The organism is Haloterrigena sp. KLK7 (genome assembly GCF_037914945.1).
Lineage (GTDB): Archaea > Halobacteriota > Halobacteria > Halobacteriales > Natrialbaceae > Haloterrigena > Haloterrigena salinisoli.
Map to the genome: position 1 here is coordinate 169,628 of NZ_CP149788.1, position 23,658 is coordinate 193,285.

A 23,658-nucleotide genomic window follows, 5' to 3' on the forward strand; every position below is an offset into this window, starting at 1 on the left:
CGAGGATAGTCCAACCAGTTGTTCCCGGGCCATCTGTTACAGTCGTACCGCCGTAAATTGTTTCGATCGGTCGATCCGGTTTCGCTCGAGCAAACGAATTCGTCCGAGACAGGGACGGAAAGACGAGTTTAGGTATCGTCCGGTAAGACCGGACGCCACATGCGTGTCATTGTCATGGTGGTGTCTGGGAACGGGGATGCGATGCGCTCATTCCGTCGGTACCGAACCGCAACCGACACAACTACTATATACTCCGATCTCCGTACAGTTCGTATGCATCGACTCGAAGAGAGATCTTCGTCGCAGTCGCGTTCGTCGATAAAAATCGGCTATATCGGTGGCGGCAGTCACGGGTGGGCACACACGCTCATCAACGACCTGCTCCAGTGCGACGATCTCGCGGGGACGGTATCGCTCTACGACGTTGACTACGAAGCGGCTGAGCAGAACGCGAGACTGGCGAACGGCCTCGCGGACCGGTCGGACGCCAACGGAGCGTGGACGTTCGAGGCGCATCGGGACGTCGACGACGCGCTCGCGGACGCCGACTTCGTCATCTGCTCGATTCAGGATCCGGTCGCGGAGACGTTCGTCCACGACATCGACGTCCCGCAGGAGTACGGGATTTACCAGACCGTCGCGGACACGGTGGGCCCCGGCGGCGTCCTGCGCTCGTTGCGAGCGATCCCGCAGTACCGCGAGATCGCGGCGACGGTCCGCGAACAGTGCCCCGACGCGTGGGTGATCAACTACACGAACCCGATGACCGTCTGTACGCGGGCGCTCTACGAGGAGTACCCCGACATCAACGCGATCGGGCTCTGTCACGAGGTGTTCGAAACGCAGCGACTGCTGGCCGACATCGCCGAGCGGTACGTCGACGGCACCGAGGACGTCGCCCGCGAGGAGATCGACGTGAACGTGAAGGGGATCAACCACTTCACGTGGGTCGACGAGGCGTACTGGAACGGACACGACCTCTTCCAGTACCTCGACCGCGAACTCGAGGAACGGAAACCGATTCCGGGGTTCGAACCCGGCGAGTTGAACGACGAGTCCTACTGGACGAACCACCACCAGATCGCCTTCGATCTCTACGATCGGTTCGGGCTACTCGGCGCGGCGGGCGACCGCCACCTCGCCGAGTTCGTTCCCTGGTACCTCGACATCGACGAGCCCGAGGAGATCCAGCGCTGGGGCGTTCGGCTGACGCCCAGTTCCGCCCGTACCGGCGACAGCGAAGGTCCGGCGAAGATGGAACGATATCTGTCCGGCGACGAGGAGTTCGAGTTCACCGAGTCCGGCGAGGAGGTCGTCGATATCATGCGCGCGCTCGAGGGACTCGAGCCGATCAAGACGCACGTCAACCACCCGAATCGGGGGCAGACGCCCGACCTGCCGACGGGCGCCGTCGTCGAGACTAACGCCGTCATCACCGGCGGCGGCGTCGCGCCGATCACCGCCGGCGAACTCCCGCGCGAAGTGCGGTCGATGGTACTGACGGCCGTGCACAATCAGGAGACGCTCATCGAGGCCGGTTTCGCCGGCGATCTGGACCTCGCCTTCCAGGCGTTCCTCAACGAACCGCTAGTTTCCGTCCAACGCGACGAAGCCCGAGACCTGTTCGCCGAACTCGTCGACCTCGAGCGCGACTACCTCCGAGCGTACGATCTGGAGGGCGCCGACGTCCTCGAGGACTGACGGCGGGACGGTTGCGGGGCAGAACTGGAGACCACAACGGCTGTTCTCCGTGTCGTCGAAGCCGGTGACGACGAACCACCGTGGCGTTCGACTGGAGACGACGAAACCGACACTCGGTCGGTGTTCGTTCTGACTGTCATCGCGGAAAACCCATTCCTCGAGTCCTCACTCGATCGATCGAGCGGGACGAGCCCTCTCGCTCGGTAGCGTTGTGTTTACGATCGAGTCGGCACAGCTTTACTGAAGGGATAATAATTATATTCTAGAAATAAAGTTTAATAATATTGTTCTCGATAGCTACTGATGGAAATATGCCACAAGGTAGCACGCCAGAACGCGATAGCGAAGAGACCGGGTGTCCCGACTCGAGCACTGCGACTCCGCGCGTAACACGTCGCCGCACATTGACACTCGCAGCGACGGGGCTGACAGCGGGTGCGATCGGTACCGCGCAGGCGAGCGACCACGACGCCGAGGTCTGGCAGACCGACGGTACCTGGTACGCCGCGAACGACGGAACGGTCTACGAGGGACCGGACCACATGGACGCGATTCAGGCGGCCGTCGATAGCCTCACCGCCGGTCGAACCTCGAAGGAGAAGGTCCTGGTCAAAAATTCCGGATCGGTCGGTCCCCACTCGTGGGACGGCGACCTCAAGGCCGTCGATCTGCCGAGCTACACCGTGATCGAACACAACGGGACGATCTCCGTCGAAGACACCGGCGAGGACCTGATCGTTCCGTTTCGCGCACGGAGCGTCGAATCGATCGAGATTCAGAACGTTACCATCGAGGGCAACCCGCGCTACGGGATCTGGATCCAGAGCTGTTCGGACGTTCAGCTGGGCACCGTCGACATGTCGCTGTGGGACACCGAGACCGTCGGAATCGGGGTTCGGATCGACGACAGCGACGGCGGACGGAGTCAGAACGTCTCGCTCGAGTACGCCTCCGTCGAGGGATCCCAGCACCACGCGGTCGAGACGTACGGCGTCGACGACGTCGATATCGGCACCGTCGAGACCGTCGACACGGGCGGCTGCGGACTGCTGCTGAACGACACGGCCTACGCGACGGTCGATTACGTCAACGCCACGCGAGCGGACCAGGGCGGCGGCTACGCCGGCTTCCGGTGTGCGAACGGCGCCGGGCCGGAGATCGTCGTCAATCGGGTCGACGCCGTCGACTGCGGACGCGGGATCTTCACCGTCTCCGGGAGCGAGGGCATCGAGATCTACGACGTCTACCTCGACGGCAACGGCGGGAACCTCGTCCAAGACACCCGGTATCTACTCATCGACGGCGGGACCGTTACGAACACCGGCAGCAGCGGGATCCGCATCGACTCGCGGGACAGCGATACCCATCCGCACACGTCCGACGTCACGGTCCGCAACCTCGAGCTCACGGGCAACGCCGAGTACGGCGTCTACGAGACCGGACCCGACACGGAATCGAACGCGATCGTCGACAACCACTTCTGTAACAACGCCAGCGGAGCAGTCGAGACGTACGCGAACAATACGGACGTCAGCGGGAACTCGTACTGCGGCTAAGACGGATCACACGACGGCGGAGACCATGGGGACTGATCGTTCGAAGCGGTCTGAGAGCAGTACGCGTCGCTCGTATCACACGAGCGCGAGAACGAACAACGACCGCGGCTCGAGCCACCGAATAGTTGATACGAAAACGGGGTAACGTATCCGCTATGCACCGCGACGGGATCCAGTTTCACAACGTCGGCGACGTGCGATCGATCGAGGGTCGAGACGGACAGTTACTGCAGCGCGTTCCGGAAACGGTCAGAACGGAACTCAACGACGGCGCACAGTCGCGAATGCGTCATCCCGCGGGCGTCGAACTCCGGTTCGTTCCCGACGGTACCGCGAGGGTGACGCTCTCGATAATTCCCAACGAAAACGCCGAGGAGAGCACCGTCCGGGTCTTCTGGGGCCCGGTTCAGGGCTCGACCGAGGTCGTCGTCGGTCCCGAGCCGACGGCGATCGAGGTCTCGCTGCCCGAGAAACTCGCCGACCTCGAGCCGTCGGCCGTCGAGGACCTCGCGTTCGATCCGCGGGTCTGTCGAATCCAGTTATCGGGCGAGCACCGCAGCGGGCCGATAGCCTATCACGGGCTCGAGGGCGACGTCCGGCCGCCCCGCGACGAGGAACTGCCCGACCGGCGCTACCTCGCGTACGGTACCTCGATCACCGAAGGCGCGTCGCCGCTGGCCGAGCACCTGACCTACGTCAGCCAGACGGCCCGTCGGCTCGCCGCCGACCCGATCAACCTCGGCTCCTGTGGCACCGCCTACTGCGACGCCGAGATGACCGACCACATCGCCGAGCGCGACGACTGGGATATCGCGACGCTCGCGATCTCGGTGAACATGATCGGTACGTTCGACCCCGAGGCGTTCCGCGACCGTGCCGAGCGAATGATCGACCGCGTGGCGAGCGCCCACCCCGAGAAGCCTGTCGTCGCCATCACCATCTTCCCTCACTCTCGGGACGTCTGTCGGAGCAACGGGGAGACCGAACGCTGCGAGCGGTTCCGCGAGGAACTCCGCGAGATCGTCGCCGAAACGCCCCACGGGAACGTGTCACTGCTCGAGGGTCCTGATCTGCTACCGACTATCGGCGGGCTCACTGCCGATCTGGTCCACCCCGGTGACAACGCGATGATCACGATGGGCGAGACGCTCGCCGCCGAACTCGAGCCGTTGCTCGAGGACTGACGCCGGAAACGGTACCGAGCCGCTGAGTCTGACCGGTCTACCGCGGCACGTCCGCGGAGTCACCGAAAGTGAACCGATAGGTCCCCGATTCGACGTCGATCTCGAGCCGATCGCCCTCCCGAACGGCCGAGACGCCGTCGGGGAGCGTCGCCGCTCCCTCACTGTCCCGAACCGGCTCACCGTTCACCGTCGCGACGGCGTCTCGCTCCCCTATCGGGAGGGCGACCGTCGCCGACGCGTTCCACGGGATCGTCGCCTCGAGTCGGAACGACGCGCCGTCCTCGCGGTCCCCGTCCGCTTCGCGACTCCACGAGACCTCGACGGTGCCCCGCTCGGTCGGGATCCGACCGGACGCCGACTCGAGTCCCGCCTCGGGCGGACGGATCTCGACGCGGTCGCCCGCGACGCCGTCGGGGCGCACGCCCAGGAGCGTCCGGAGGATGTACACCAGCACCGTCGCGCCCATGGCGTGGGACTCGCTGCGGTTGTGCCGCTGGTCGTCCGGCAGCGAGGAGTCGCGGCAGTGCCAGGTCTCCCAGGTGAACGTGCCGCCCCGCTCGAGGATGTTCGCCCAGCCGTCGTCCTCGGCGTTCGTCAGCAGGTCGACGACGGCGTCGGGGCGACCGGCGGTCTCGAGGGCCTCGAGCAGCCACGGCACCATCATCGGCCCCATCGACATCCCCTGCTCGGCCACGCGCTCGGCGACGGCGTCGACGCGCGCGTCGGGAACGAGATCGAACGCCAGCGGCAGTGCGTTGGCGTGCTGGGACGCGGAGTCGCTCGCGTCGGTCGCGTCGCGGCCGTCGACGTAGCGGTCGCCCTGCCGGAGACGATCGTCGATCGCCGCCTCGAGCGCGCGCTGTCGGTCGCGGTAGTGCGCTCGCTCGCGGTCCGGACGGTCGAGCGCGGCCGCGACGTCGGCCGCCCGTCCGAGCGCGCTCGTACAGAGGACGTTGACCGTGGTCCTGACGGGCCAGTCGCGGTCGTAGCCGTAGCGCATCTCGGGCGGCCAGTCGACGATCCCCTCCTCGTAGGGGCCGCCCTCGCCGCCCGAGAGGTTCGCGACGAGCCCGGTATCGCCGTCGACGTGGCGCTCGACGTACGCCGCGATCGCCGTGATGACCGGATAGGCGCGCTCGAGCGTCGCCCGGTCGCCGGTCGTGCGGTAGTACCGCCAGACCCACTCGGGGAACGAGACCGTGAAATCGGGGATGTCGCGCTTGCCGTCGCCGTTCGGGTAGACGGCGTTCAGCCGGCCCTCGCCGGCCCAGTACCGGTAGTGCGAGCGGCAGAACTCGTCGATCGCCTGGCGGCTCAGCGTGCGCTCCGCGAACGCTCGAGTCGTCGTCCGCGAAACGTTGAAGCCGTCCATCAGGAACTGGCCTTTCTCGCGGGTCGGCGTGTCGACGAACTGCCCCTGACAGCCGTACAGCGCCGAGTGGCGCGCGAGGTCGAAGACCGCGTCGACCGTCTCGTCGCCGGACTCGAACGTCGCCGCCCGCTCGTCGGGGACGGCGTTGCGCGTCGCCAGCAGCCGCACCTGTTCGGGCTCGAGTTCCTCGCCCGGATCGTCGATCTGCAGGTAGCGGACGCCGAGGTAGTTGAACGGACGGAACGTCTCCTCGCCGCCTCGCTGGACGTACTCGTAGCGCATGTCCGTCCACTGGGTCCCCTCCGTCTCGTCGACCGAGCCGTCGTCCGCGAGCCGGTAGCCCGCCCTGAGCGCGACCCGGTGTCCGTCGGTTCCGTCCGCGAAGTGCACCTCAGGGAGTCCGGCGTAGACCCGCCCGAAGTCGACCACGTACGTCCCGTCCTCGAGTCGGTCCATCGAGACGGGCTCGATCGGCGACCGAACGACTTCGGATTGCTGGGCGACGAGCCGTTCCCACGGCTCCGTGGGATGGGTGCCGACGACGGTCGCGGGGTCCCACGCTCCCGCGTCGAATCCCGGCTCGCTCCAGCCGAGCGGGGCCCGCCGACCGTCGACGATCTCGACCGGCTCCGCGATCTCGTCGTTTCGCAGCGGCGCGTCCTCTCGCCACTCGGCCTCGCGGACGCGCCACGACCCGTCGGTGACGACGGTGCGCTCGGTCCCGTCGGCGAACGTCACCTCGAGCTGGCAGACGAAGCCGGGTTCGGCGGCGGGCCGTCCCTGTCCGGCGCCGCTCCAGTTGCACAGCGCGCCGATCGCGTTCTCGCCCGTTTCGAGGGCGTCTGTGAGATCGATGGTCCTGTAGTACTGATAGTCCGGGTAGGACGCCGACTGGCCCCAGTCGATCACGTCGCCGTTGACCGAGAGTTCGTACTGATGACTGGCGGAGACGTACGCTCGGGCTCGCTCGATTTCCCCCTCGAGGGAGAACTCGCGACGCAGATAGGTGAATCGGCCGCGCTCGAACGCGCCGTCTCCCGGGCGACGGATCCAGGCGGCCTCCCAGTCGGCGGGCTCGAGCGGTCCCGTCTCCCACCGGGCTGGATCGCTCCACGCGCTCGGCTCGTCGGACTCGTCCCACACGCGAACCGCCCAGTGGTATTCGGTTCCGGACTCGAGCGACTCGCCGTCGTAGGTCACCGCCGGACGGTCCGACGACCGCTTTCCGGTGTCCCAGAGGTCCCCTTCACCGTCCTCGAGGCGGTCCGGCGTCGACGCGACGAGCACTCGGAACGCGGTCTGGCGCGCCCCGCGGCGATCCGTGTCGACCCGCCAGCGCAGGTCGGGCGTCGAAGCGTCGATCCCGATCGGATTCGACGCGTACTCGGTTCGCAGGTCTACTGGCTGGTTCCCTGACATCGTCGTGTTCGTGTGCTATCTCGTCCGGAGACCGTAAAAATACCGACACAGCTGCTCCGACGCTCGAGATCCGACGATATCTTTCAGAAACCACGATTGTATGACTACCAACAATAAATATTTATGAAAGGGAATGGTTCAACGTATCGTGGTACGAGATACCGAATCACAGGGAAGTGGCAACGCGAGCGCACACGAATCCGGTCTGACGTTCGATCGACGGACGATCCTCGGTCTGTTGGGTGTCGGCGGTCTCGCCGCAGCGTACGGAAGTGGGACGGCGCGAGCCGACGGCGGCCGATCCGTCACAGGAGGGGGTGAGTCAGGTCCGACACGCAAGTGGAACCAGGACATCGACGCGCAGGGACACGACCTCTCGAATCTGGGGTCACTCGAGGTCGATAACGTCTACACCGCGGCGCGGAACGCGGACGTGATCGTCTGGAAGGACGACGACGGCGTCTTCCACGCCGACGGAACCGATGGACACGTCGCGAGCGGCGAGGACGTGATCGACGTCACGCAGGCGGCGGTCGACAGCCTGACCGACGGTCGCGACTGGAAGGAGACGGTCGCGGTGGTCTCGCCGAGTACCGTTGGGCCGGTCGACGGAAGCGGCGACGTGCCGACCTACGAGGGCTCGAGCGACATCAGGGGGATCGAACTGCCGAGCTACACCGTGCTGGATATGCCCGCGACGATGCGCGTCGAAGACGAGGGCGATCAGGCGCTCGTCGTTCCGGTCACGGCCTACGACGCCGAACACATCGAGATTCCGAACTTCAGAGTGGTCGGGAACCCCCGGTTCGGGATGTTCCTCCGGAGCGTTCGGAACCTCCGACTCGGGAACGTGAACGTCGAGATGACCGGCGACAGCCCCCGTGGCGGCATCGGCGTCCGCATCGACGGCTTCGCTCACGGTCGCGGCGAGGACACGGTTCGCTGTACGGATATCCAGGTCGACTCGGTCTACGTCGAGAACTCGGGCGGCCACGCATTCGAGACGTACGCGGTCGATCGCATCCAGGTCGGACAGGTAATCGCGAACGGCGTCGAGTCGGGCTGTGGCGTCCTGCTCAACGAGACCACCGACGCGACGGTCGGCTCCGTCGTCGGGAGGGAGATCGATCCCGGCGGGGGCTACGCCGGCTTCCGCGTGGCCAACGGCACCCACGACGTCACCTGCGATCAGGTGGTCGTCCGCGGCGGCGCCCGCGGGATCTTCGGCGTCTCCGGGTCGCACAACGTCACCATCGGCGAGGCGAACGTCTCGGAGATGGACGTCACCGGGATCTTCATCGAGGACAACCAGAACTTCACGGTCGAGGGCGGCGTCGTCAAGAACTGCGCCGCGGAGGCCGTGCGGATCCACTCGCGGTCGGACTACCAGCACGATCCCACGAACGGCGTGACGATCTCGAACCTCCGAACCTACGACGATCGGCCGGAGGAAGACCGCGAACAGAGTTACGGCATCTACGTCTCCGGCGGACAGACCTCGAACGTGCGGATCATCGACTGTGACGTGCGCGGCGGCGGCACCGAACGGAACATCCGCGTCGACGCCGACGACACGATCCTCCGGGGCAACCACGGCGGCGGGCTCGCGAAGGGGACCGTTACTCTCGAGTCCGGGGCCGACCCCGCCGCGACCGTCGCGGGCGTCAGTCCGTTCGGCTACCAGCAGCCGTCGCTGCGGGCCGATCCCGTCGAGGCCGCGGGCGCGACGTTCGCGTACGATCACTACTTCCTCTGGAACGCCGACACGGGAGAATGGGATCTCCACTTCGAGTGGAAGCGCGACCCCGGCCAGAACGTGGACGTCCAGTACGTCGTCGACAATCCGCGGGCGAACCTCGGTACCCACGAGTCGATGGCCGGCGGGGGAGAGCTCACGGAACTCGAGGCGGGGACCTACCGACTCACCTCGGCGCTCAACGGCGACGAGATCGTGATGAGCGTCGACGGCGACCTCGCCGACGGCGCGAACGTCTACAACGACACCTGGGGCGAGGCGAACGGCCAGGTGTGGGACGTCACTGAACTCGAGGACGGCGTCTTCCGCATCAGCCCGGTCGACGCCGACGGGCTCGCGCTCGAGACGGCCGACGGCGGGACTGACACCGGCACGAACCTCGAACTGGGCGCGTGGGAGGACGCCGACCACCAGAAGTTCGAGGCGAATCCGGTCGCACCCGACCGATACACGCTCGAGCCGACCCACGCGGACGATCTCGCGATCGACGTCTGGGAGGTCGACCCCGAACCGGGCGCCGACCTGCGCCACTGGAACGTGACGAACGGCAGCAACCAGCTCTGGAAGTTCCAGGATCCCGAGGACGGGTAGCTCCGTTCTGTTCGCGCTCGAAACCGCTCGGGCGTTCGCGTCGATCACCGATCGACTGCGAGACAATGATATGTTGTAACAACCCAAATATTGATATTCGTCCATCGAGTATATCGATTTGCGCACTGAAACGTGCGCGGTACACGGAATAGCCTCTGGCAAGCCTATTCTCGTACGTCTCCCGCCAGTGGGTGAACCCCCACTAACCCACTGGCAGGAGAACGTTCGCGACGGACGAGACGAACGTGACAAACGAATCGCTACAGCCGCGAGCAAACGGAATGCGCTCGAGAATCGTAGCACAGATCCTCGAGCGCTTTGAGCCGTCTCACACTTCTGAGGACGACGCAGGTTCCGTGGGATGTGAAGCGTCCGTGACGACTCCGTAGTCGGATCACAGATGTTCCCCGTTGCAAGGCTGTCCTGACGACCGTGTCGCGATCGCTCGCTCGCGCGGGACTACTCCGCTACGCCCTCGAATGCCGGGAGTTCGTCGCGGTCGTCGGGAATCTCGACGAGGTAGACGTCGCTGCCGGTGCCGCCCCGGCTGCTGTCGAAGACGACGCGGTTCCCGTCGGGGCTCAGCCTCGAGTGGGGGTGAACGTCGTCGTCGCCGCTCCAGCCGTGTGCGGCCAGCTTGCGTGGAGTCCGGTACTCGTCGGCGTCGTCGTCCCACTCCCAGAGAAGATCGAAGGGAGCGCTGCGGTACGTACCGTCTCCGACGACCAGTTTGCGGGTATTGCCGTGGAAATGCGTGTAGATGTCCGGCGCCGGCCACTCGCGGCAGTCCGCGCCGTCGTACCGAACGTGACCGAAGAACGCCTCGGGGTCGTCGCGGCCGCCCCGCCAGCCGTGGTAGCCGATCGTCTCGCCGTCGGCGAGCCAGTACTCGTGGCCGACGGCCTCGTCATCGTCGGTCGGCCGGACGAGCCACGTCTCGTCCGTCTCGAGGTTCAGCGCCCGGATTCGGTCGACGTCCTCCCACGTGCCCTCTTCGCAGTACGTGACGAGTTCGGGCCGGGTCGGCGACGCGTTGACGTGGTTGAGCCACCGGTCCTCCTCGACGTGAACGGTCGGCTCGCCGCCGGAGAGCGGGACCGAGATCACCCTCGAGTGCGGGCCGGCGCGCATTCGGTCGGCGATCCACTGTTCGCGATCGTTCGACCGCCCTTCGAGGTCGAGTTCCTCCGAGAGCGCGACGACGGCTCGCGCTCCGTCGGCCGTTCCCGCAGCGATGCTTCCGGTATAGCCGTCGGGGAGCTCGTACAGCGGTGTCACCGCGAGCGACTCGAGGTCGAGCGCGACGAGCCGATCGGCACACCAGCACAGCGCCGTCGGTTCGGTCGCGACGCGGGTGACGCCACTGATCTCGGCCGGGAGATCGGTCAACTGTGTGATCTCGCCGGATTCGAGAGCAATCGAGTAGAGCTGCTGCGTTCCGTCTCGATCCGAGCGAACGAGCAGCCGGCGGCCGTCGTCGTACCACCCCGGTTCGGTGAAGTACAGGTGTCGGCTGTCGGCGTCCGGATCGCTCGTCAACCGCGTAACCTGCGCGCCGGTCTCCGGATCCGCGTATCGGTCGCGCTCCGCGGGTAGCGTTCGACCGGCGTTCGGCCCCTGTCGTAATTCGTCTGCCATCTGGCTCGGGGAACGTGGTCGAAACGCAAAAAGCTACTCGACGGAGCGGTCGACTCGAGTCCGACTACTCCGTCCCGTCGGCCCCCGAAATCTCGCCCGCCGTACACTCGAGGAGTCGGTCGCCGTCGGCCGTCTCGATCGCGACGCGGTCGTCGCCGTCGGCCGTCACGAGTTCCGGCGTCCGATCGAAATCGACCGGCCCCTCGGCCGTCGCTCGGACGGCAGTGGCCAGCCAGTGTTCACCGGCGTCGTACTGCTTTCGGAGCGTCGGGACGACCGTACGCGGGTGCATGAGGTTCGTGTTCGGTTCCTCCGGGACGATCTCCGGTCGGCGGTCGCCGCGCAGGTCGGTGACGAGGCTCGTCCCGTTCGGATACGCGGCGCGGGCGGTCGCTCCCTCGGTCTCGTTGGTAAACTGCGTCGGGTCGTCGTCGCCCGTCCGATCGAGCGCGAACCCGCCCTCCTCGCTGTGAAGCGGTCGCGACGTCTCGAGGCGGTGGACCCGGACGTGCCAGGGGAGCGCCGGCGCCAGCCAGGTTTCGACGCGGACGTCGTCCCACGGGGTCCACAGCGATTTGAGGGTCGTCCCGTCGACGTCGGTCGCGGCGACCGACTCGGGGGCGGGGGTTTTGTACAGGTCTCCGTCCGGGCTGAGCGCGAGCGAGCTGTCGTGTCCCGCCTCCCCGAGGCCCACGTTCTGCCCGGCCATGGAGAACCCGAAGGTCGCGGAGTAGGCGAACTTCCCGTACTTCTCCGGCCCGTAGATGCTGTCCTGGGCGAGCGAGAGCGCGAACAGGTGGTCGTCGTCCCGACAGATGACCTTCCGGGGCTCGGACTGGACGACCGTCTCGGGTCGGTCGGGGAGCGGTTCCTCGTCGGCCTGCCAGAACGGGTGCGTCGGCTCGAGCGCGAGCGGCAGGAACGCCTTCGTCGCCCAGTACGGCGAGTTCGGCGAGTTGTACACCTCCGACGTTTTGAGCGTCGGATACCGGTAGCCGACCGACAGCAGGCCGCCGTCCGTGAAGATCGGCTGGTTCAGCCACCAGCGGATATTCCGCGCCCAGAGCCCTCTGAGGACGCCCCACGGGAGCGGGTTCAGATCGGCAAAGGCGAGCGCGCCCCAGAACCCGGCCTGCGCGAAGCGGTAGGTGAGGCTCCGTCCGTAGGGGAGCGCGCGTCCCTCGTCGTCGAACCAGTGGACGTGCTCGGTCGCGAACTCGGCGGCCCGCTCGCGAAACCGGCTGGCCCGCTCCGGGTCCTCGTCGCCGCAGACGGCGGCGTAGACGAGCCCGTAGAAGTGCATCGCCCACGGCAGGTAGTAGTCGACCGGACTCCCGTCCCCCTTCGGACCGTCGGTGTACCAGCCCCCGCCCTGATAGAACGACTCGAGTCGATCGAGCGACGCCTGTGTCTGCTCCCAGTCGTGGTCCGCCCCGACCGACCGGAGCCCCATGTTGACCATGACCCGGAAGAACAGCCAGTTGCAGTCGTGGAGTTCGGCGTCGTTGATCTGGTTCAGCCAGCGGACGAGTCGCTCCCGCTCCGGTTCGGAGAGCGGGTCCCAGATTCGTTCGGGCGTCAGCGCGAGTCCGAGCCCGATCGCGGCCATCTCGACGTGTTTCTGGGCGTAGTCGTCCGCCTCGCCCCAGTACTCGTCGTGGCTCGGGTCCGTGCCGTTGACGAGACCGCGTCGAACGAGGTCCCACTGCTCGGACGTCCCGTGGACGCTCAGCGGAACGAGCCCCCACAGCGGTCGTGCGAACCCCTCGAGTTCGGCGGCGACGGCGGGAAAGTGAGCGCCGGTCGCCATCGGTCGCACCCGCGCGCCGCCGGGACTGGCATGATCGTACAACGGGTCGACGAGCTGTTCGACCGCCTGTTCGAAGTCGGTTCGCGTCCGAAGCGGGTTCCCCGCGACCGGATTCATACTCGGTGAATGCGGTACGAGTGAGAAAACGTTTGCCCAATCGAGACCCGCCGTCCGCGCTCTCGATCGGCCTCGATCGCCCGCGTCCGAGGATTAATAATAATTCGTCGGGCACTATCGGTCGATGACTCGAGACTGGGCCGACCCGGAGACGGTCGGTCGAAATCGGATCGATCCGCACGCGTATCTCCTCCCGTACGCGGCGACGAGGAACGCGACCGCCGGGAATCGGGGGGCGTCGCCCTGGATCTCGGTACTGAACGGGGAGTGGCGGTTCCAATTGTCGGAGACGCCGGCCGCCGCCCCCGAATCGTTTCACGATCCGGCCACGGACGTGAGCGACTGGGACCGTATCGAGGTGCCTCAGCATTGGCAGACCGCCGGCTACGGCGATCCCCACTACACGAACGTGGTCTACCCGTTCCCCCTCGATCCGCCGAACGTCCCGACCGAGAATCCGACCGCGTCGTACCGCCGGACGTTCCACGTCCCCGACGACTGGGACGGGCGCCAGCTCAGACTCCGGTTCGGCGGCGTCGACTCCGCGTTCCACCTCTGGATCAACGGCGAAGAGGTCGGGTACAGCGAGGGGAGTCGCCTCCCGTCGGCGTTCGACGTCACCGACTACGTCTCGCCGGGCGAGAACACGGTCGCCATCCGCGTCTACAAGTGGTCGACCGGGAGCTACCTCGAGGACCAGGACATGTGGTGGCTCAGCGGGATCTTCCGCGACGTCACCCTCTCGGCACATCCGACGGTACAGGTCGCGGACGTGGACGTCCGGACCGACCTCGACGAGCGATACGAGGACGCCGTTCTGCGTGCGTCCGTCGACGTGCGCAACGTCGGCGACGACGGGACGGCCCGAATCGAACCGACGCTGCGCGACGCGGACGACGTGTCGGTCTCGACGACGCTCGAGGCCAGGTCCGTGTCGCTCGAGGCCGGCGAGACGACGACCCTCGAGTTCGAGACGACCGTCGAGGAGCCCCGCAAGTGGACCGCGGAGACGCCCACCTGCTACGATTTCGTCCTCGGCGTCGCTCGGGACGAGGGCGACGACGAAACGATCGTCTCGCAGACGGTCGGCTTCCGCGAGGTCGAGATCACCGACGGACAGTTGCTGGTCAACGGCCGACCGGTGACGATCCGCGGCGTCAATCGCCACGACTTCCACCCCGACCGCGGCCGCGCCGTCCCGCTCGAGGCGATGCGGGAGGACATCGAGATGATGAAACGGCACAACATCAACGCGGTCCGGACGGCCCACTACCCGAACGATCCGCGGTTCTACGAGCTCTGTAACGAGTACGGGCTCTACGTGCTCGACGAGACCGACCTCGAGTGCCACGGGATGATCCACGCGGAGACGACGGAGCACCTTAGTGACGACCCGCGCTGGGAGGAGGCCTACGTCGATCGGATGAGTCGAATGGTCGAACGCGACAAGAACCATCCCAGCGTCATCTGCTGGTCGCTGGGCAACGAGTCCGGCCTCGGAGCCCACCACGAGCGGATGGCCGCGGCGACTCGCGAGCGCGATCCGACGCGGCCGATCCACTACGAGCCCGATACGGAGCAGACGGTCTCGGACATCATCGGGCCAATGTATCCGCCGTTCGAGCAGCTCGAGGAGTGGGCCGAGACCGACCTCGAGCATCCGGTCGTGCTCTGCGAGTACGCCCACGCGATGGGGAACGGGCCGGGGAACCTCCGGGAGTTCTGGGACCTCTTTTACGAACACGAGGGACTGCAGGGCGGCTTCGTCTGGGACTGGATCGACCAGGGGCTCCGGCGAACGACCGACGACGGGACGGAGTGGTTCGCCTACGGCGGCGACTTCGGCGACGAACCGAACGACGCGAACTTCAACATCAACGGGCTCGTCTTCCCCGATCGGGAGCCCTCGCCCGGGCTCACCGAGTACAAGAAGGTCATCGAGCCGGTCGTCCTGCGCGAAGCGGATCTCGAGCAAGGGGAGCTCACCGTCGAGAACCGGTACGATTTCCGGTCGCTCGAGCACCTCCGGGCCTCCTGGCGCGTGCTGTCCGACGGCCGCGTCGTTCAGAGCGGGCGGCTTCCGTTGCCGTCCGTCGACGCCGGTGAGTCCGCGACGGTCGCGGTTCCCGTCGACGCGGACGGACTCGGGACAGACGGACTCGACACGGACGCCGAGCACGTCCTCACCGTCGACGTCTCGCTCGCTCGCGAAACGGCGTGGGCGCCGGAGGGACACACGGTCGCGACCGGCGAGTTCGAGCTTCCGGAAAGCGAGTCCAGGGCCGGCTCCGCTTCGCGGCCGACGACCGGCGTCGCCGCGCCGCTAACGTGTGACGCGGCCGGAGCGGAGATCCGCGTTTCGAACGGGCAGTTCGAACTGGTCTTCGATCGCACGTTCGGCGTCATCGACTCGCTCACGTATCGGAACCGGTCGCTGCTGGAGAACGGCCCCTCGGTCGGAATCTGGCGCGCGCCGACAGACAACGACGGGGGGCTCCCGCTCTCGCGGACGCTCCTGTCGCAGTTCACCGAACGCTACGAGAACGAGGAGCTCGTTCAGGCGGGAGATCTCGCGACCGTCGGATTCGAACAGCTCTGGCGGGAGTACGGGCTCGATCAGTTGCAGTTCCGCGTCGACGACGTCACGTGTGGTCAGGGCGAGCGAGACGACGATCCCGTCACGATCACCGTCGACGGCCGCCTCGCGCCGCCGATATACGACCACGGGTTCGCGATCGAGCAGACGTACGCGATCGAGAACACCGGCGCGATAACCGTCGACACCGCGCTCGAGCCCGAAGGAGACCTGTCGCTGCTTCCCTCGCTCCCTCGAGTCGGGCTCGACCTCATGCTCGCGGACGACCTCGAGCAGGTCACGTGGTACGGACGGGGACCGGGCGAGTCGTACGTCGACAGCAAGGAGGCCGCCCTGCTCGGCCGGTACAGTCGATCGGTCGCCGATCTTCAGACGCCCTACGTCGCTCCGCAGGAGAGCGGGAACCGAACTGACACCCGCTGGGTGACGTTCACCGACCAGCGCGGGGTCGGCCTCTTCGTCACCGGCGAGACCACCTTCGATTTCAGCGCCCATCCCTTCAGCACCACCGATCTCGACGACGCCGAGCACACGCACGAACTTCCGGATCGGGACGGCGTCTGGGTCTCGCTCGACGACGGCCACTGCGGGCTCGGAACCGGAAGCTGCGGGCCGTCAACGCTCGAGGAGTACCGACTCGAGCCAGAGCCGACCTCGTTCCGTATGGAGCTACACCCGTTCACTGCAGATGAGGGCGCAGCGACCGATCGGCGCTGAGAGCTGCACGCCGTTCGGTTCAGTGCCGACCGGTTTCGATATGGCGAACGGCGCATAGATTCGAGCTACCTGAGGGAACGGTGGTTTTATGCCTCGATGCGACACACTGTGCGTCAACATGCCACGTACTACGGATACACTGGCAGCAGCGACGTGGTTACGATGATAACCGACAGCCCCTCAGACGGCGACGTCCCGATCGTGTCCGAGGACGCGATCGCCGATATCTACGTCGACGGGAACGATCACGAGGTCGCGACCGTCGCGGCGACCGACCTCGGCGACGATATCGAACGCGTCACCGGACGCCGGCCCGCGGTTACCGGGTCGCTCGCCGACCTCTCAGAGACCGCCGTGATCGTCGGCACGATCGGTCGCTCCGAGGGCGTCGATCGATGCCTGGAGTCGAGCGACGTCGACGTCGCGACGCTGACGGACCAGCGGGAGAGTTTCGTCATCGGAACGGTCGACGAACCGCTCCCGGGCCTCGAGTCGTGCGTGCTGATCGCTGGGAGCGATCGCCGCGGGACGGCCTACGGGGCGTACGAGCTGTCGAAGCGAATCGGCGTCTCGCCGTGGTACTGGTGGGCCGACGTCCCGACGCCCGACCGGGACGCTCTCTACATGACCGAGGGCGTAGAGCGGGAGGGTCCGCCATCGGTTCGGTACCGCGGCGTGTTCGTCAACGACGAGGACTTCGGATTCCGCGAGTGGGCACAGGAGACGCACGATCCGGCGACGGCGGACGGAATCGGGCCGAAGACCTACGAGCGACTGTTCGAACTGCTCTTGCGGCTCAGGGGGAACACGATCTGGCCGGCGATGCACGACGGGACGAAGGCGTTCTACCGGTGCGACGGCAATCGCGAGGCCGCCGAGCGGTACGCCATCGTCGTCGGCACCTCCCACTGCGAGCCGATGCATCGGAACAACGTCGACGAGTGGGACTCGGAAGAAGACGGCGAGTGGAACTACGCGACCAACGCGGAGCGGATCCGCGAGTACTGGACTGACCGCGTCGACGAGGTCGCCGGCCACGAGAACCTGTTCACGGTCGGCATGCGCGGGATCCACGACTCGGGGATGCCCGGCGGCGACACGCTCACGGAACGCGTCGACCTGCTCCAGCGGGTGATCGACGATCAGCGCGAGATTCTCGAGGAACACCTCAAGCCGCCGGTCGAGACCGTCCCGCAGATTTTCTGTCCGTACAAGGAGACGCTCGACCTCTACCGGAACGGCCTCGAGGTGCCCGAGGACGTCTGCGTCGTCTGGCCCGACGACAACTTCGGCTACCTCCGGCGGCTGCCGACCGGCGAGGAGCGAGCGCGAGCCGGTGGCCACGGCGTCTACTACCACCTCTCGTACTGGGGGCGTCCGCACGACCACCAGTGGCTGTGTTCGATCCCGCCGGCACTGATTCGCGAGGAACTGCACCGAGCCTATCGACACGGTGTCGACACGCTGTGGATGGCCAACGTCGGCGACCTCAAGCCGGCGGAAAAGGAGACGGAGTACTTCTTCGAGCTGGCCTGGGACGTTGAGGGCGTCGCGGAGCGGTCGACGAGCGACTGGCTCACTGAGTGGGCCGCCCGCGAGTTCGGTCCCGCCCACGCGGACGACATCGCCGACGTGCTCGCGGCGTACTACCGACTCGCGCTCGCCCGCAAGCCGGAGCACGTGGGCTGGAACGCGGTGTACCCGAACACTGAGAAGAACGAACCGACGTTCAGCGCGGTCCACCACGGCGACGAGGCCCGGCGACGGCTCGAGGCCTACGAGCGAATCGACGAGACGGCCAGAGAGATCGGCGAGGCGCTACCCGAGGAGTCGCGAACGGCGTACTTCCACCTCGTCGAGTACCCGATCCGGTGTGCGCGGGCGATGAACGAGGGGGCCCTCGAGGCGATGCGGAGCCGGCTCTACGCGGGCCAGGGACGGACGAGCGCGGCGGAGTACGCAGAACGGTCGCGAGCGGCGCTCGAACGCATCGACGCGGCGACGGCGCGATACAACGCCTCGTCGGACGGGAAGTGGCGCGGGATGATGTCAGCGAGCCCGCGTGATCTCCCGGTGTTCGACCAGCCGACGACCGCGCGCGTGACCGACGAGCAGGGGCCGACGCTGGACGTCACCGTCGAGGGGACGTCGGGCGTCGCCGGCACCGGGCCGCGAACCCGCCAGTTGCCGACGATCGTGCAGGGCGTCGATCGATCGCGGTTCGTCGATTGCTACAACCGCGGGACGGGCGAGATCGAGTGGACGGCGACGACTGACGACGACTGGATCGATCTTGAGCGAACGTCGGGGACGTTCGAGGGAGACGAGCGACTGTGGGTCGACTGGGACGCCGCGCCCGATTCGGCGACAACCGGCCACGTTCGGATTTCGGGCGCCGGCCGAGAACTCGAGGTCGCGGTGCCGATCCGACCGCGAGAGTTGCCGACCGCGAGCGAGACCGACGGCAGGTCCGAGTCGGGCGTCGAGCGAACGCCGGTCTTCGTCGAATCGAACGGTCGCGTCGCGATCGAGGCCGACCACCCGACGGCTATCAACCAGGCGGAGACGCGCTGGGAACCCGTCGACGGCCTCAGCCGAACGACCGGGACCGCGATGGTCGGGCGCCCGATCGATGGCCCCCGCGTCGACGGCGACGCCGACGCAGTTCGCGAGCGGGCGGCACGCCTCGAGTACGACTTCGAGGCCGGTGCCGGCGACGTTCGCGTCGACGTCCAGCTGCTGCCGACCCACGCGCCGACCGAGTCGACGCCCCACCGGTACGCGATCGCGATCGACGACGCCGAGCCGACGGTCGTCGACTTCGACGCGAACGGCGGCGAGCACGACCCGCAGTGGCAGCGGAACGTGCTCCGCTCGAGCGTCCACTCGACGACGGGCCACGAACTCGAGCGGTCCGGTCGCCACACGCTGTCGCTGTACGCGATGGACCCGAGCGTCGTCGTCGATCGAGTGGTCGTCTACACCGACGGCGACGTCCGTCAATCGTATCTCGGGCCGCGGGAGACGCGGGATCGACGCCTCGAGTGATGGCTGTGATATCGACGGAATCTCGTATACCGAAGCAGAGAAACGGGCGAGGATCCCGTACTCGGGACCGTCGATGTACCATGCTGGCTACTCGATGACCGCGCACCGGAATGAACTGTCCGGCGCTATCGGACACGTTCGGGCAATAGTAGCACGGAATCGGTTCGGGAGAGAGATACCGGCACAGTATTTTACAGCCATACGCTCGTATTTATAGAGCGAAAACGGTCGGTCCCGCTTCGCCGAAACGCGATCGAAACCGGGGAGTCAGGCTCTCCGTATCGCGACCGAACGCCGTGTCGGGATCCGCTGATTGTCGGTCGCGAAAGCTCGCTGTGAGAAACCCGTCCGGTGAAGTCGGACGGACAATTCGGATAAGCGGTACGATCACTCGCGCATGAATACTGAAAACCACTCACGTGCTATGTTAACCCATACTTTCCGGGATTCACTCTATAACTGATCGTCCGCTGCTGCCGAACGAATACACCAGTATCTCGAACGGATTGTAATAAACATTATTGACCGGTCGTTAACAAAACATATAAATATAATTAGCTATTGGTAATCCTGTATGTCAGAGGACGATTCATTTGAACGAGTGGGGGAGAACCAATCACCATCGTCGGATCTGACGTTGACGAGACGCAATGCGATGTCATTGCTCGGAATCGGTGGCCTCGCGGGCAGCGCGGCCGGCTCCTCGAGCGCGAGTCACTCTAGTGGAAGCGGCAAGGCCGCCCGTGACGCGGATGTGATCGTCTGGAAAGACGACGAGGGAGTCTACCACGCCGATAGTGCAGACGGGCACGTAGCGAGCAGCGAGGACTTCATCGGCGTGACGCAGGCTGCCGTCGACAGCCTCACGGACGATCGAGACTGGAAGGAAAAGGTCGTGATCGCCTCGCCCGGCGAGGTCACGCAGACCGACGGAACGGGCATCGAGATCCCCAGCTACACGATTTTCGACGTCCCAGCACCCATCAATCTCCCCGAGGACAGCAGCCTGACCCTCGTGGAGGCATCTGATGCCGAACACATCGAGATCCCGAATTTCACCCTCCACGGGCCGGCGGACTACGGAATCCTCTTGCACAGCGTCACGGACGTGGTCCTCGGTAACATCAGGTTACACATGCCAACCGGGGAGGGCGTCCGCATCGACAACGAGAGCGACTCGGAGGACCGCTCTACGGATATACAGGTCGATCGCGTCTACGGGGTGGGAACGGATTATCACCTCTTCGAGACGGCCGCCGTCGACCGTATCCAGATCAACCAGGTGCTCGCGAAGAACGTCGGGGGCTGTGCCGTGTTGCTCAACGACTCCTCGGACGCGACCATCGGTGATATCATCGAGTACAGCCCGGACATCCCCGACGACTGGAAGTACGCGACGTTCCGGACCACGTTTCAGGACGGACGGGTCACGGCAGACAACATCGTGAGCCACCAGGCCGGACGCGGTCTGCATATCCACAGGGGGTCCGGCGAAATCGTCATCAACAACGTGTACATCGAGGGCGCCAGAAACAAGGGCGCGGTCATCAACGCCCCGCCCAACACCATCCTCAACGGCGGGATCATCAAGAACTGCCAGGGCGAAGCCGTCGATCTGTACAGCACCACAGATCCGAAACTAACGCCGGAGCGACGAGCCGAGGGGGTGAAGATCACCAACATGCGGATCTACGACGACCGGCCCGAAGGCGAACGGACGCAGACCGAAGCGATCGACGAGGGCGGGAATGCCCTGAACAACCAGTTCGTCGATAATGACCTCCGCGACGGCGGAACGGACGCAATCATCAACACTGCCTCGCCCACGACGGTGGTCCGGGACAACGTCGGAGCGGGGGTCGCCCAGGGGATGGTGACGCTCTCGTCGGGGTCAGATCCGGCGGCGCGCGTTGAAAGCGTCGACGACCATCCCGACGTCACGCTGGATCTGCGGTCAAAGACGTTTGAGGGACCGTCGTCGGCATTCCAGTACGACCACCACTTCGAATGGACGGGCGGCCAGTGGGACCTCGTCTTCGAGTGGGTGACCGACCCCGGCGAGAGTCTCACTGTCGACTACATCGTCGACCGGCCACAGGCCAACATCGGGCGCTACCCGCAGGACCCCGGGAAAGATTACGTTAGTGACATTGGCACCGAGGACGTGCCTGCCACTGATCTGCCAGTCACCGATGGTTTGAAGATGCACTTAGACGCCACCACGCTCGACTACCTCAGCGACGGGGACACCATCGAGACGTGGCCGGACCGCTCGGAGGCGGGCAACTATGCCTATCAGGACTCGGCAGAAAACCGACCCACCTACTCTCCCGACGCTATGAACGGCGATCCGGTAGTCCAGTTCTCTCACACCGACGAAACGCGGCTGGCGCTCTACGATGAAATGGCTACTGTCGGCAGCACCACGTTTATCGCCGTCGGTCAGTTTACTGGCGGCCTTGACAACGGAGAATATATCGTTGGACAAGATAAGGGTCTTGGAGTGGAGGGCGCTCGATACCGCATTGCGAACTACGGTAACTGGGACGGGACAGACGAATTCACTTGGCGCGTCGGCACTGGCAACGTAGAGTTCGGTACTCCGGACACCGAGCCCCACGTCTTCGTCGAAGACTCCTCGATGAACGTGTATCTCGACGGTGAAAAAGCACCAGATATGAAGGAGGAGAACACGGCAACCGATAAATACCCGACTGACTTATCGCTCGGGTCTAAGGGGCGAGGCAGAGGATTCTGGGATGGCAATCTCGCAGAGGTTCTCGTGTTCGATCGTGAACTGTCCGAAGACGAGATCAGCCAGATCCACCAATACCTGGCCAACAAGTACGACTCGGTCAGTCTCAGCTGATCGCGTTCAGATGCGATAGAGCGATCTGTTTGGTTTTCCGTCGTCGGAAAGACGGGTTACTCCAGATATCCCGACACCGAGGCTCGATCGCAGGTACCGTGGCTACCGAGTGGATCCGGGTTGACGGTGATGACTGTCTCGTTGGTCGGCAACACGAGAGGCTTTCGTGTGACCTCACCGAACTACGAGAAACCCGCCCGTCTGCGAACTACGAGGAGCCAGTCTGAACGGTATCGACGACACCGCGGAGATAGCCGACGGTGTACCCTCGGCTGCGGTGTCGCCAATCGGTGTCGCCCGTCATTTCGGGGACGTGATCCGGGATCACGACGCCGTCGTAGCCGATCTCGTCGAGCGTTTCGACGACCTCGATCGTGTCGAAGTTCCCCTCGTCGACGAACGTCTCGTGGAACCGCGGGACGGTGCCGACGACGTCGCGGAAGTGGATGAAGCCGATCTGATCGCGCTCACTGAACGTCCGGAGGACGTCGGTGACGTCCTCGCCCATCTGCGAGAAGCATCCGAGACAGAGCTTCAAGCTGTGGTTGTCGCTCGGGACGAGCCCCATCGCCTTCTCGAAGTTCTCCACGCTCCGACAGAGTCGCGGGATCCCGCACATCGACTCGATAACCGGCGGATCGACCGGGTGCAACGCCAGCTCGACGCCGGCCTCTTCGGCGACCGGCAGCACCCGCTCGAGGAAGGCCTCGTAGTTGTCCCAGAACTCGGCTTCGGTGTACTCGCGCTCGAGGCCCGGCGCGAGTTCGTCGGGATCGTCGACCTCCTCGTAGTCGAACGCCGTTCCCTGCGCACCGCCGCGGAGGTCGGCCGTACCGGTCCGCATCGGCACGACACCCCGCGGGTTCCACTGGTACCCGAGAATCGGGATGTCCGCTTCGCCGAGGTTCCGAACGAGCGTCGTGATCTGCTCGAGCGCCTCGTCCGCTCCCTCGCGGTCGAACATGATGTCGCCGTACAGCGAGTACGGCAGCGACTGGATCCCAGTCAGGGTGAGACCGGCTTCCTCGACGCGGTCTCTGGCCGCCTCGAGGTCCGCGACCGAGGGGATCGCGTCGCGTCCGACCGCGAGCGTGGCATCCGCGTCGCGGTCGTTGAACTCGTCGGGTTCCTCGTCGACGTCCGCGTGATCAACGAAGATGTCCGTCGCGCCGAGCTGGCGAATGTACTTGAGCCGCGGGTTCGAAAGGGATCGGGTGCGAACGCCGACCCTGATCGTCGTGTCGGTAGTCATATGGTACGTATTGACGTAGCCCTATCTCCACG

General features: G+C 65.7%; 11 protein-coding genes. 7 read left to right on the forward strand and 4 right to left on the reverse strand.

The features are described 5' to 3' along the window. Nucleotides 1-273: 273 nt before the first annotated feature. From WD430_RS19730 to WD430_RS19740, 3 genes are all read left to right on the forward strand, one after another. Nucleotides 274-1,701: a glycoside hydrolase family 4 gene (locus WD430_RS19730; protein ID WP_339106146.1), complete on the forward strand. Its 1,428-nt coding sequence runs from the start codon at nucleotides 274-276 to the stop codon at nucleotides 1,699-1,701. Between the two features lie 404 nt (nucleotides 1,702-2,105). Next, nucleotides 2,106-3,257, forward strand: a complete 1,152-nt coding sequence (locus tag WD430_RS19735; RefSeq protein ID WP_339106147.1) for a right-handed parallel beta-helix repeat-containing protein — start codon at nucleotides 2,106-2,108, stop codon at nucleotides 3,255-3,257. Nucleotides 3,258-3,412: 155 nt separating this feature from the next. Then, nucleotides 3,413-4,441: an SGNH/GDSL hydrolase family protein gene (locus WD430_RS19740; RefSeq protein ID WP_339106148.1), complete on the forward strand. Its 1,029-nt coding sequence runs from the start codon at nucleotides 3,413-3,415 to the stop codon at nucleotides 4,439-4,441. A gap of 37 nt (nucleotides 4,442-4,478) precedes the next feature. Here the strand turns inward: WD430_RS19740 and WD430_RS19745 are convergent, their stop codons facing one another. Beyond that, nucleotides 4,479-7,232 (reverse strand): family 78 glycoside hydrolase catalytic domain, encoded by a 2,754-nt coding sequence (locus WD430_RS19745; protein ID WP_339106149.1) that lies wholly within the window; start codon nucleotides 7,230-7,232, stop codon nucleotides 4,479-4,481. Nucleotides 7,233-7,380: 148 nt separating this feature from the next. On the opposite strand from WD430_RS19745, the gene WD430_RS19750 reads away from it, so the two are divergent. Further along, nucleotides 7,381-9,579: an RICIN domain-containing protein gene (locus WD430_RS19750; protein ID WP_339106150.1), complete on the forward strand. Its 2,199-nt coding sequence runs from the start codon at nucleotides 7,381-7,383 to the stop codon at nucleotides 9,577-9,579. A gap of 459 nt (nucleotides 9,580-10,038) precedes the next feature. Here the strand turns inward: WD430_RS19750 and WD430_RS19755 are convergent, their stop codons facing one another. Further along, nucleotides 10,039-11,217: an oligogalacturonate lyase family protein gene (locus WD430_RS19755; RefSeq protein ID WP_339106151.1), complete on the reverse strand. Its 1,179-nt coding sequence runs from the start codon at nucleotides 11,215-11,217 to the stop codon at nucleotides 10,039-10,041. A 64-nt stretch (nucleotides 11,218-11,281) separates the two neighbouring features. After that, nucleotides 11,282-13,144, reverse strand: coding sequence for a DUF2264 domain-containing protein (locus tag WD430_RS19760; RefSeq protein WP_339106152.1), 1,863 nt, complete (start codon nucleotides 13,142-13,144; stop codon nucleotides 11,282-11,284). 124 nt (nucleotides 13,145-13,268) lie between these two features. On the opposite strand from WD430_RS19760, the gene WD430_RS19765 reads away from it, so the two are divergent. The 3 genes from WD430_RS19765 (at nucleotide 13,269) to WD430_RS19775 (ending at nucleotide 22,374) form a co-directional block, all read left to right on the forward strand. Continuing rightward, nucleotides 13,269-16,457 carry a glycoside hydrolase family 2 TIM barrel-domain containing protein gene (locus WD430_RS19765; RefSeq protein WP_339106153.1) on the forward strand — a complete coding sequence of 1,063 codons (3,189 nt, stop codon included), beginning with the start codon at nucleotides 13,269-13,271 and terminating at the stop codon, nucleotides 16,455-16,457. Between the two features lie 162 nt (nucleotides 16,458-16,619). After that, nucleotides 16,620-19,505 (forward strand): glycosyl hydrolase 115 family protein, encoded by a 2,886-nt coding sequence (locus WD430_RS19770; protein ID WP_339106154.1) that lies wholly within the window; start codon nucleotides 16,620-16,622, stop codon nucleotides 19,503-19,505. Between the two features lie 574 nt (nucleotides 19,506-20,079). Beyond that, nucleotides 20,080-22,374, forward strand: a complete 2,295-nt coding sequence (locus tag WD430_RS19775; RefSeq protein WP_339106155.1) for a LamG-like jellyroll fold domain-containing protein — start codon at nucleotides 20,080-20,082, stop codon at nucleotides 22,372-22,374. Nucleotides 22,375-22,582: 208 nt separating this feature from the next. Here the strand turns inward: WD430_RS19775 and WD430_RS19780 are convergent, their stop codons facing one another. Beyond that, entirely contained in the window at nucleotides 22,583-23,626 is a 1,044-nt protein-coding gene (locus WD430_RS19780; protein ID WP_339106156.1) for a mannonate dehydratase, read from the reverse strand. Nucleotides 23,627-23,658: the final 32 nt, after the last annotated feature.